The 11,880-nt window shown below is 71.5% G+C and carries 5 protein-coding genes; 2 read left to right on the top strand and 3 right to left on the bottom strand.

All coding sequences use genetic code 11. The features are described 5' to 3' along the window. The first annotated feature begins 115 nt into the window (after window positions 1–115). Window positions 116–2,353, top strand: a complete 2,238-nt coding sequence (locus tag AB0C59_RS22425; protein WP_363007199.1) for a CDP-glycerol glycerophosphotransferase family protein — start codon at window positions 116–118, stop codon at window positions 2,351–2,353. Further along, window positions 2,350–4,011, top strand: coding sequence for a glycosyltransferase family 2 protein (locus AB0C59_RS22420; RefSeq protein WP_363007197.1), 1,662 nt, complete (start codon window positions 2,350–2,352; stop codon window positions 4,009–4,011). Before AB0C59_RS22425 ends, AB0C59_RS22420 begins: the two co-directional genes overlap by 4 nt. A gap of 85 nt (window positions 4,012–4,096) precedes the next feature. Here the strand turns inward: AB0C59_RS22420 and AB0C59_RS22415 are convergent, their stop codons facing one another. The 3 genes from AB0C59_RS22415 to AB0C59_RS22405 form a co-directional block, all read right to left on the bottom strand. Then, window positions 4,097–5,509, bottom strand: coding sequence for a hypothetical protein (locus AB0C59_RS22415; protein ID WP_363007376.1), 1,413 nt, complete (start codon window positions 5,507–5,509; stop codon window positions 4,097–4,099). Window positions 5,510–5,658: 149 nt separating this feature from the next. Beyond that, window positions 5,659–6,171, bottom strand: a complete 513-nt coding sequence (locus tag AB0C59_RS22410) for a GtrA family protein (RefSeq protein WP_363007195.1) — start codon at window positions 6,169–6,171, stop codon at window positions 5,659–5,661. A 180-nt stretch (window positions 6,172–6,351) separates the two neighbouring features. Beyond that, window positions 6,352–11,292 carry an NAD-glutamate dehydrogenase gene (locus tag AB0C59_RS22405; protein ID WP_363007193.1) on the bottom strand — a complete coding sequence of 1,647 codons (4,941 nt, stop codon included), beginning with the start codon at window positions 11,290–11,292 and terminating at the stop codon, window positions 6,352–6,354. Window positions 11,293–11,880 lie beyond the last annotated feature (588 nt).

The following is an 11,880-nucleotide window of genomic DNA, read 5'->3' as shown; positions in this document are numbered from 1 at the left end:
GTTCCACCATCCACCCCCACCGACATCCACACGTTCCACCGGCGGTTCCCCGCGGTTCGAGGGGGAACCGCCGCGAGCTGTGCCGCCGTGGACGTCCGAAGAACAGGGAGGCCACGTGCAACCAGGGCTGAGCATCATCGTCCACGGACCCGATCCCCAAGGTCATCTGGGCGAGCTCCTCGATGCCCTGTCCGCCCAGCCGTTCACCGAGGCCGAGGTGATCGTCGCCGCCGTCGGCGACTGGGCCCGGCGGCAGGCCGAACAGCGCGCGGCAACGGACTCGCGCATCGTGGTGCTGCCCCTGCCGGGCGGCACCAGCGACGGCGCGGCCCGCGCGGCGGGCGCCGAGCGGGCGAGCGGCCGCTGGCTGCACTTCGTGCACGCCAGGGACGGCGTGCCCGCGGGCGCCGCGCGCATGATCGCCGACCGCGTGGCGGAACTCGACGACTCGGTGGACGTCCTGGTCGTCAACCACGTCCGCTCCACCTGGCAGTCCTCGGCGGAACCCAGCGAGGACGGCCGCTTCCTGGCCCGGACCGGCCGGCGCGCGGTCCCGCTCGCCGACTTCCCCCAGCTGGTACGGCTGACGTCGATCCTGGGCAATCGCGTGATACGCGCCGACTTCTGGCGCTCCCAGGACGTCTCCGCGGACGTCGCGGACGGCGAGTTCCGGGACGACGAGACCTACGTCTGCCTCGCCCTGCTCCTGCACGCCCGCGAGATCGCCGCGCTCAACCAGGTGGCGTACGAGACCCGGGAACTGCGCGAGGAGAGCCTGCCGCCGGTGACCGCCACCGAGCGGTACGCGGCCGTCGAACGGTACGAGCGCCTGCACCGGCTCCTCGCGGACCAGGGCGCCCCCGAGGGGCCCCGGGCGGTCCTGTACGACGTGATGGTGCGCGATCTGCTGCGCACGTTCGCCCGCAGCACGCTGCCGGACCACGTCGGCCGGGAGTTCTTCGCCCGGGCGTCCCGGGCCGCCGTGGCCTGGCGCCCGGAGCACCACCAGCGCCCCGGCGGCTTCGAGGGCATCCGCCACTCGCTCCTGGAGGAGAACGCGTACACCAAGTACCGCGCCTTCCAGGCCGCCAACCAGAAGCGGCGCGGGGTGAAGGCGGCGGTCGTGACCGGCAAGCGCGCGGTGGGCGCCAAGCTCACCGACTACCGCTACCGGCGGGCCCTGAGCGAGCCCGTCGACCCCGACCTGGCCGTCTTCTCCGCCTACTGGGACCGCGGGGTGGCCTGCAACCCGGCCGCCATCGCCGCGAAGCTCGCCGAACTCGCCCCGCACATCCACCCCGTGTGGGTGGTCGCCCGGCAGAAGGCCGCGCTGCTGCCGCCCGGCACCGACCACATCATCGCCGGCACCCGCCGCTACTGGGACGTGATGGCGAAGGCCAAGTACCTGGTCAACAACGTCAACTTCCCCAACTCCGTGGTGAAGCGGCCCGACGCGGTCCACATCCAGACCCATCACGGCACCCCGCTCAAGCGCATGGGCCTGGACCAGGTCGACTTCCCGGCCGCCTCCAAGGGCCTGGACTTCGACGCCCTGCTGGCCCGCATCGACAAGTGGGACTACAGCGTCTCGGCCAACAGCCACTCCACCCGCATGTGGCAGCGCGCCTACCCCTCGCGCTACACCGAGCTGGACTACGGCTACCCGCGCAACGACGTCTTCTACTCGGCGACGGCGCAGGACGTCCGCGCCATCCGGGAGCGGCTCGGCATCGCACCGGACCGCCGCGCCATCCTCTACGCCCCCACCCACCGCGACTACGAGGCGGGCTGGACCCCGCGCCTGGACCTCGCCTCGCTCGCCGACCGGCTCGGCGAGGACACGGTCCTGCTGGTGCGCGGCCACTACTTCTACGGCGGGGCCGCCTCCCCCCTCACCGGGCTGCGCCGCTCGGGCCGGGTGATCGACGTGTCGTCGTACGACCCCGTGGAGGAACTCTCCCTGGCGGCCGACGCCCTGGTCACGGACTACTCGTCGATCATGTTCGACTACGCCAACCTGAACCGGCCGATCGTGATCTTCGCCGACGACTGGGAGACGTACGCGAAGACCCGCGGTGTCTACTTCGACCTGACGGAGCACGCTCCGGGCCAGGTGGCCCGCAGCCAGGACGAGCTGGCGACGCTCTTCGAGACGGACGCCTGGCGCGACGAGGCGGCGATGAAGGCGCTGGCCGCCTTCCGGCGCCGCTTCTGCGAGTTCGACGACGGGCACGCCGCCGAACGCGTCGTCCGCCGCGTGTTCCTCGGCGAGAGCGAGGAATCCCTGCCGCCGATCGTCCCGGTGGACGAACGGACCCCGGCCCCGACCCCCGAGGAGGCGATGGAGCGATGACGACGACCCGGACCCCCGACGCGACGATCACCGTCATCGTCTTCAACGACGCGGAGCGCCTGCCGCGCGCGGTCCAGTCGCTGCTGCGGCAGACCCACTCCAACATCGAAGTGATCATCAGCGACGACCACTCGACGGACGACACCCCCGCGGTGGCGCGCCGGCTGGAGGCCCAGGACGAGCGGGTGCGCTATCTGCGGCTGCCCGAGAACAGCGGCGGGTGCAGCGCACCGCGCAACCGGGCCGTCGAGATCGCCCGGGCGCCGTATCTGATGTTCCTGGACAGTGACGACGAACTGCCCGCGAACGCCGTGGAACTGCTGCTGGCCGCGCACCGCGAGCGCGAGATCGACTTCGCCATGGGCGCGGTGGAGCGGGTCCGCGTGGACACCGGCCGCGTCACCACCTGGATGCCGCACCTGGTCGCCGAACGGCGCACGGTCGAGGGCATCGACTCCGAACCTGGCCTGCTGTTCGAGCACCTGTCGACCAGCAAGATGTACCGCCGCGAGTTCCTCGACCGGCACGGGCTGCGCTTCCCCGAGGGCATCCACTACGAGGACCAGCTGTTCTCGGCGCAGGCGTACTGCCTGGCGCGCTCCTTCACGGTCGTCCCGGAGCCGGTGTACCGCTGGTACATCGCCCCGTTCGTGGCCGCGGAGTCGGCCTCCATCTCCAACCAGCGGCACAAGCTGTCGAACGTCCGCGACCGCATCCACGTGCAGACGCTGATCGACGACTTCCTGACCGGGAGCGGGCACGAGGGGCTGCGCGAGGAGAAGGACTACAAGTTCCTCAAGCACGACTTCCGCATGTACGCCGGTGACCTGCCCTACCGGGACGAGGAGTGGCTCGCCGGGTTCGCGGACCTGGTGACGCCCTACCTCGAGACGCTGGCGCCCGGCGCGTTCGCCCGGCTGCCGCGCACGGAGCGGGTGGTGATCCAGCTGGTGCGCGACGGCCGGCTGGCCGAGGCGCAGTCGGCCGCGCGCGGGCTGGGCCACGGGGTCGCCCCGGCGCGGACGGTGACGGACGGGTCGGGGGCCGTGTACTGGGGCGCGCACGTGCCCTCGTCCGACGGGGCTCGGCGTGAACTCGACGTCCGTGACCTGGAGCTGGAGTTCCGGCCCTTCCCGAGCGCCCTGTTCCGCCACGAGATCACCTCCGTGACACCGGGTCCCGGCGCCTCGGTCGATCTGACCGTGCGCACCTACGACCCGGGGCTGCGGCTTCCGGTGGGACCGCAGCGGGCGAGTGTGGTGGTCTCGCCCGCGAGGCGCCGCCTGGTGACGGCCTTCCGTCTCGACCCGGTGCGCCCCGGTGTGTTCGAGGGGAACGTGCGCCTCGACCTGGGGGCGGCACAACTGCCCGTGCAGGGCTTCGAGGGCATCCGCCACCCGCAACTGCGCCTGGAGCAGCAGGGCTTGACCAACTGGGGCATTCTCCTCGCCCCGTTGGACTTCCGATCCCGGACGGCGACCCATGTCGGCACGCTGCCGCACGAGATGACGGTGGAGCCCGAGGGCCGCGGCCCCGGCCGCCTGCAGATCCGCTGGCGCCCGGTGGGCGTCACGGCCCGGATCGGCCCGGTGGTCCGCAAGGTGGCCGGCCCACGGGTGCGGCGAGCGGCCCGGCTGGTCAAGAGCGCGCTGCGCTAGTACGGAACGCCGCGCGGGGCGGTGAGGGCAGGTGGCCCTCACCGCCCCGTCGCGTCGGCGGCCGTCCTCGGTGGAACGGGACCGATCAGCGCACGACCTCGTACAGCAGCCGGCCGCCGGGTCCCGTGGCCACCTTGCGCAACGCCGGGTCCCTGGGCGGCAGTCCGCCGTCCGAGGGCCACTGCACCACCCAGCGCACCCCGTACTCGTGCAGTACGGCGAGCCGCGCGGCACGCGAGTGGCCGGCACCGAAGTAGGTCTCCACGGCCGCGTCCCGCTTCGCCTGGTCCGGCAGGAAGAAGTCCGGATACCCGGGCTGCACGGTGTAGGGCCCGTACGCGGCGATCTGCCGGGCCGGGAAGGTCTTCGCCATCACCACGTCGCCGTAGCCCACCCAGGGCGTGATCCAGTGGTAGCCCACCCACGGCTTGTGGTACTTCGCGGCGAGGGGCCCGGGCAGGGCCTTGCCGCCCACCACGTACCCCACGGTCTGCGCCTGCGTCCACGCGCCCGCGGCCAGCGCGAGGGCCAGCACCCCGGCCGCCACGGCCCGCGCCCTGCCCCGTGCCGCCCCGGCCACCTCCACGGCCGCCGCCAGCTGCGCCGGGATCACCACCGCCGGAAGCGCCCGCCCCCAAGAGTAGTGGCCGCTCAGGCCGCCCGCCGCGAACACCAGCACGCCGAGCAGGAAGAACAGCACCAGCGGGTCCCGCCGGTCCCTGCGCGCCCGGACGGCCAGCGCCGCCACACCGAGCAGCACGAGGCAGAACCGCGCGAACAGGTGCTGGTAGAGCGGGCGGTGGATGGCTTCGAGCCCACCGACGCCGAACAGGCCGAAGAAGTCGTAGTAGGGCCACAGGGCGAGGATCGCGACGCCGAGCGCGACCGCCGCCGCGAGCCTCGGCCACACGAGGCGTGCCGTCCGTGCTCCCCCGACCGTCGCCAGCGCGCCCAGCGTCGCCACCACCCCGGTGAACTGGTGGCTGAGCAGGATCGCCGCCCACATCGCGCCGAGGCCGAGGAAGAGGGTCCATCCGGCGGGCGGGTCCTTCAGCGCCCGGCTCAGCGTCGCCCAGAAGTGGAAGGCGAGCCCCAGGGCGAACACGCTCGGATAGGCCACCGTCAGCGCCAGCGAGTTCAGCCCGAGGAAACCGCTCCAGTTGAACACCTGCGTGCCCCACAGGAGCACCAGGCACAGCAGCGCGAGCGGCGGCGCGAGACGGCCGGAGCCGAGCGCGCGGACGTAACGCCACACCCCGGTGAGCAGCAGCGTCAGGCTGATCAGCGCACCGGCGCGCAGCACCACCCAGACGGAGGCTCCGGTGAGGCGGGCGAGGACGCCGAGGAAGACGGTCCACGGCGAGTAGTAGGGGCTCGGCGTGTTCTCGTCGACCAGGGGGTTGCCCGGGTCCGTCAGATGGCGCCGCAGCCGTTCCACGGTCGCGGCGTGCATGCCCAGGTCACCGGCCCAGGGCAGCCGTACGATCACCAGCAGCATCAGCACCGTGAGCAGTGCCGCCGCCGCCCACAGCACGGCTCCCGCGGCTCCGCGGGGCGTGCCGGCGGCGGCGAGGGCCGTCCAGGGACGCCGCCGTCCCGGCCCGCCGGACGGGCCGGGGCCGTTCGTTCCCGTGGTCGAGGCGATACTCATCGCGCGCCCGGACCCCTCTTCGCGCCGTGCTGGAACACCCAGGTCCGGTACACCAGGAAGCGGAACGCGGACGCCAGGACGATGGAGAACGCCTTGGCCACGTTGGACCACAGCGGGTCGCTCATGGCCAGCCCGTGGTAGCCGGCGTAGAACAGCAGGCTCTCCATCACCACGCCGATGCCGCTGAAGGCGAAGAACAGCAGGATCTGCCCGCGGGAGCGCGAGGCGCGGTCCCGGTAGGCGAAGAAGCGGAAGCCCAGGTAGTTGGTGCCCATCGCGACGACGCTGGCGAGCACGGTCGCCGTCATCGGCGCCCATCGCAGTCCGTGCAGCAGGACGTTGAAGACGAGGAAGTTGACCGCGACACCGCTGCCGCCGACGACGCCGAACTTGGCCACCTCGACCGCGATCCGCCGCGCCCGTCTGGCCGCCCGCACGGGTACGGGGGCGACGGGCTCGGCTACCGGGCGGGCGACCGCGGGCCGCCGCTCGGAGAGGTTCACTGACACGGGTGCGGGTCCTTCACGCTTGTCGGACGAGGGGCCAGACCTTGGCCCGAATGCCCCGTTTAGCAGGAAGAGGTAAGCCCGGATTCAGAATTCCCCCAAGGATCGGCAAGGAGCCCAGGAGAACGGGATGCGGGACACCGCACGGCCTGGCCGTGCGGTGTCCCGCATCCTCGCAGAAACCTAGCTGCGCGTGCGCAGCAGAGTCCGCATCGTCCGCATGGCCACCGAGAGGTTCGCCAGGTCGAACGCGTCCGAGCCGGCGATCTCGTCGAGCGTGGTCCGCGCCCGCGCCAGGATCGCCGCGTTCTTGTCCTCCCAGGCGGTGAACCGCTGCTCGGGCGTGTCGCTGCCGTTGCCCACCGACAGGACGTCGGCCGTCAGACCCGCGTGCGCCGCGTACAGGTCCTCGCGGATGGCGGCACGGGCCATGGACTGCCACCGGTCCGCGCGCGGCAGCTCGATGATGCGGTCCATGAGCTGGGTGATCCGCAGCCGGTCGGCGAGGTCGTAGTAGACCTCGGCGACGGCCAGCGGGTCCTGGCCCGTGCGGTCGGCGACCGAGACCACGTCGAGCGCGGGGAAGGCGGAGGAGAACCCGGCCACGCGCGTGGCGAGCTCGTCCGGGACACCCGCCTCCATCAGCTCGTCGTGGATCTTCTCCCACCACTCCAGGTCGGCGCCGCGCATCAGCTTGGGCAGTTCGCTCCAGACCTGCTCGACCCGGTCCCTGAAGAACGCGATCGTGTCGGTCAGCTCCAGCGGCTGCGGCCGGTTGTTGAGCAGCCAGCGCGTACCGCGCTCGACCAGCCGGCGCGAGTGCAGCCGGATACGGGTCTGGACGTCGGCGTCCACCCGGTTGTCCAGCTCCTCCACCGCGTCCCACACGGCGCCCGCGTTGAAGATCACGCGGGACGCGGTCTGCGCCCGGACGATCTCCTCCAGCGAGGCGCCGGTCTCCTCGCGCATGCGGTGCAGGAAGCTCGTGCCGCCCGTGTTGACCGTGTCGTTGACGAGCAGGGTCGTCACGATCTCACGGCTCAGCGCGTGGGCGTCGATCTGCTCGGAGAACCTCTCGCGCAGCGCCGTCGGGAAGTACTCGTGCAGCAGGCTGCGCAGATACGGGTCGTCGGGCAGCGGCGTCTCCAGCAGCTCCTTGGACACCGTGATCTTCGTGTACGCCAGCAGGACGGCGGTCTCGGGCCCGGTCAGGCCCTGTCCGCCGCTCAGGCGCTCGCGGATCTGCCGGTCGGTGGGCAGGAACTCCAGGGCCCGGTCGAGGTGGCCCTCGCGCACCAGGTGGCGCAGGAAGCGCGCCTGCGCGTGGAGCATGTCCTTCGACTGGAACAGGGCGTTGGCGATGGCCGTGTTCTGCGCGTAGTTGTTGCGCAGCACCAGCGCGCCGACCTCGTCGGTCATCTCCGCGAGCAGCTGGTTGCGCTGCTTGACCGTCAGGTCGCCGTTGGCCACGACCGCGTTGAGCAGGATCTTGATGTTCACCTCGTGGTCGGAGGTGTCCACGCCCGCGCTGTTGTCGATGGCATCCGTGTTGATCTTGCCGCCGTGCTGGGCGAACTCGATCCGGCCGAGCTGGGTCAGGCCGAGGTTGCCGCCCTCGCCGACGACGTTGACCCGCAGGTCGGCGCCGTCCACGCGGATGGCGTCGTTCGCCTTGTCGCCGACGTCCGCGTTCGACTCCGCCGACGACTTGACGTAGGTGCCGATGCCGCCGTTCCACAGCAGGTCGACGGGCGCCCTCAGGATGGCCCGCATCAGGTCGGCCGGGGTCATCTTGGTGACGGTGCCCTCGATGCCGAGAGCCTCGCGGATGTGCGCGTTGACCGGGATCGCCTTGGCCGAGCGGGGGAACACCCCGCCGCCGGCGGACAGCAGCTCGCTGTCGTAGTCGGCCCACGAGGAGCGCGGCAGCTCGAACAGGCGGCGGCGCTCCGCGTACGAGGTCGCCGCGTCGGGATCGGGGTCGATGAAGATGTGCCGGTGGTCGAAGGCCGCCACCAGGCGGATGTGCTCGGAGAGCAGCATGCCGTTGCCGAAGACGTCGCCGGACATGTCGCCGACGCCCACGACCGTGAAGTCCTCGGCCTGCGTGTCCACGCCGAGCTCCCGGAAGTGCCGCTTCACGGACTCCCAGGCGCCGCGGGCGGTGATGCCCATCTTCTTGTGGTCGTAGCCGGCCGAGCCGCCGGAGGCGAAGGCGTCACCGAGCCAGAAGTTGTACTTCCCGGCGACCTCGTTGGCGATGTCCGAGAACGTCGCCGTGCCCTTGTCCGCCGCGACCACCAGGTAGGTGTCGTCCGAGTCGTGCCGGACCACGTCGGCGGGCGGCATGATCTCGCCGGCCACCATGTTGTCGGTGATGTCGAGCAGCGCCGAGATGAACGTCCGGTAGCTGGCGATGCCCTCGGCGAGCCACGCGTCCCGGTCCGCGCCCGGGTCGGGAAGCTGCTTGGCGACGAAGCCGCCCTTCGCACCGACCGGCACGATGACGGTGTTCTTCACCATCTGCGCCTTGACCAGGCCGAGGATCTCGGTACGGAAGTCCTCGCGCCGGTCGGACCAGCGCAGACCGCCTCGCGCGACCTTGCCGAAGCGCAGGTGCACGCCCTCGACGCGCGGCGAGTACACCCAGATCTCGAACGCCGGGCGCGGCGCGGGAAGGTCCGGGATGGCCTGCGGGTCGAACTTCATCGAGATGTAGTCGTGCGGCTTGCCGCCTTCCGACTGCTGGAAGAAGTTGGTGCGCAGCGTCGCCTTGATCAGGGTGAGGAAGGACCGCAGGATCCGGTCCTCGTCCAGGGAGGCGACCTGGTCCAGGGCGGCGTCCAGCTCCTCCAGCAGGGCGTCGGTCAGTTCGAGACCGGCGCGCTGGCGGTCCGGGGACATCCGCGCCTCGAAGAGGGAGACCAGCAGCCGGGTGGTGTGGACGTTGTCGCGGAGGGTGTCCTCCATGTAGTCCTGGCTGAAGGTCGAACCAGCCTGCCGCAGGTACTTGGCGTACGCGCGCAGCACCATCGCCTGCCGCCAGGTGAGCCCGGCGCTCAGCACGAGGGCGTTGAAGCCGTCGTTCTCGGCCTGCCCGGTCCAGGTGGCCGCGAAGGCGTCCTGGAAGCGCTCACGGGCGTCGTCGCCGAGGTAGTCGCCGTTCCCGGTCAGCGCCTTGGGCAGCCGCAGACCGAAGTCGTAGATCCAGGCGGTCGTGCGGTCGGTGCAGCGCAGCTCGTAGGGCCGCTCGTCCACCACCTCGACGCCGAGGCGGCTGAGCACGGGCAGCACGGCGGACAGCGAGACGGCCTCGCCCTTGCGGTAGATCTTGAAGCGGCGCTCGCCGGCCGCGCCGCCCACGGGCTCGTACAGGCTCAGGGCGAAGTTCCGGCCGCCCGCCTCTGTGGTGAGCTGTTCGAGGTGGACCAGGTCGGAGACCGCGGCGCGCGGGGTGTGGTCGGCCTTGTAGCCCTCGGGGAAGGCGTGGCCGTAGCGGCGCAGGAGCTCGGCGGCGCGCTCCTCGCCGAGTTCGGCGGTCAGCGCCTCGCCGAAGGCGTCCGCCCAGGAGCGGGCGGCCTCGACCAGCCGGGCCTCGATGCGGTCCTTGTCCGCGTCGGACAGCTGGGGAAGCTCGGTGCCCTGCGGGACGCGGACCACGAAGTGCAGCCGGGAGAGGATCGACTCGGTGTTCCAGGCCGTGAAGTCGACGCTGATGCCGCCGAGTTCCTCCTTCAGGATGTCGATGATCCGAAGGCGCACGCCCGTGGTGTAGCGGTCGCGCGGGAGGTAGACCAGGGCCGAGTAGTAGCGCCCGTACTCGTCCTGACGCAGGTAGAGCCGCAGCCGGCGGCGTTCCTGGAGGTAGAGGACGGAGGTGGCGATGGAGCGCAGTTCGTCCACCGGGGTCTGGAACAGCTCGTCGCGCGGGTAGGTCTCCAGGATCTGGAGCAGGTCGCGGCCGTCGTGGCTGTGCGGCGAGAACCCGGCGCCCTCGAGGACCTGGGCGACCTTGTGCCGGATGACGGGCACGCGGCGCACGGACTCGGTGTAGGCGGCGGAGGAGAACAGGCCGAGGAAGCGGCGCTCGCCGACGACGTTGCCGTTCTCGTCGAACTTCTTCACGCCCACGTAGTCGAGGTACGAGGGGCGGTGCACGGTGGCGCGGCTGTTGGCCTTGGTGAGGATCAGCAGCTTGTGCTCGCGGGCCTTGGCCCGGGCGTCGGCGGGCAGCCGCTCGAAGGAGGGGCTGACGGGGTGCTGGTCGTCACCCGCGTGGTGCGGGTCGGATCGCAGTATGCCGAGCCCGGTGCCGGGCACGGCGGCCAGGCAGTCGTCCTCGCGCAGCTCGTACTCGCGGTAGCCGAGGAAGGTGAAGTGGTCGGCGGACAGCCAGCGCAGCAGCTCCCCGGCCTCCACCAGATCCGCCTCGGGCACCTCCTGGGGCACGGGCTCCTTCGGGAGGCCCTCGGCCACCCGCAGCGCGGCCTCGCGCATCTTCTCCCAGTCCTCGACCGCCTCGCGGACGTCGGACAGGACACGCCGCAGGTCGGCGGTGATCTGCTTCAGGTCGGCCCGGTCGGTCTCGCGGTCGGCCTCGACGTGGATCCACGACTCGATGTGCGCGTCGTGCGGCAGCTCGCCGGCGGGCACGTCATGCAGCACTTCCAGGAGGTTGCCGGTCAGGTCGCGCCGGACGACGAACTGGGGGTGGATGACGACGTGGATACCGCGCCCCTGCCGCGACAGCTCGTTGGTGACGGAGTCGACCAGGAAGGGCATGTCGTCGGTGACGACCTCGATGACGGAGTGGCTGCCCGTCCAGCCGTTCTCCTCGACGGTCGGGGTGTGGACCCGTACGTTGGCCGTGCCCTGAGGGCGGGTCTCGGCCAGTCTGTAGTGCGAGAAGGCGGCTCCGAAGACGTCGACCGGGTCGCGGTCGGCCAGGTCCTCCGGGGCGGTGTGCAGGTAGTAGCGCTGGAGGAACGCGAGCACGGTGTCCCGGTCCGGGGTGCCCTCGCCCGTCGTCCCAGTCGGTAGATACCCCCCGACCGGGCTGTTCTCAGCTACCCGTGCGGCCCTTTCGAGCAGCTCGGCCTTGGCTTCGTCCAGCTTGGTCTGCATTGTCCTCTGGCTCCTGTCGCGCGCCGTTGCGAGACGTTGAAGGAAGTTCGGTCTCTTCTCCGACGTGACGTCGTGACGCGGGGTGTCCGGTCGGATACGACGCCGTGCCGCCTGGAGAGGTGCGAGGTGGGGTGTCGGCCGGTTTCTCCGGCCTCGGCGACGGTGACGCCGCTGTCGGCGCGATGCGCGCCCTCGGCGTCGATGGCGCCCCGGTCGCCGTGCCGGGCGCCTGCGGCGCCCTGTTCGACCGGCCCCGCCTGCGAAGACCAGCGACCGCCGCCCGGTCACGGATGTCCTCCGTGCTCACCGGGCGCAGGGCAGGGGCGCTGACGCCCCCGCGACGTATCGCGCTGATCACGCCACCAGGCTATCGCTCCCGACGGGGGGCACGTCATGAGCCGTATGTGTACAAAACCAGGGGTCGAACTTTGACGATCTGCACAGGGACGTGACGGGCGATGCCGTGCAGGCCGGACAGCCTGGGCGGCGACACGGGGTCGCACCGCCGCGTGCTGCCCCGATGCCGGGCGGGTGCGACGGTGCGAGCATGGCTGTACGGGCCGCGGCGCGGGGTGCCGTACGCGCACG

This window comes from Streptomyces sp. NPDC048664 (genome assembly GCF_040650555.1).
In the GTDB taxonomy this organism is placed as follows: domain Bacteria; phylum Actinomycetota; class Actinomycetes; order Streptomycetales; family Streptomycetaceae; genus Streptomyces.
This window is presented reverse-complemented; position numbering and strand designations above follow the sequence as displayed.

What these genes read in the sequence shown, in the direction of transcription:
- AB0C59_RS22420 (WP_363007197.1), top strand. Translation starts at nt 2,350, where the DNA reads ATGACGACGACCCGGACCCCCGACGCGACGATCACCGTCATCGTCTTC.
- AB0C59_RS22415 (WP_363007376.1), bottom strand. Translation starts at nt 5,509, where the DNA reads ATGCTGCTGGTGATCGTACGGCTGCCCTGGGCCGGTGACCTGGGCATG.
- AB0C59_RS22405 (WP_363007193.1), bottom strand. Translation starts at nt 11,292, where the DNA reads ATGCAGACCAAGCTGGACGAAGCCAAGGCCGAGCTGCTCGAAAGGGCC.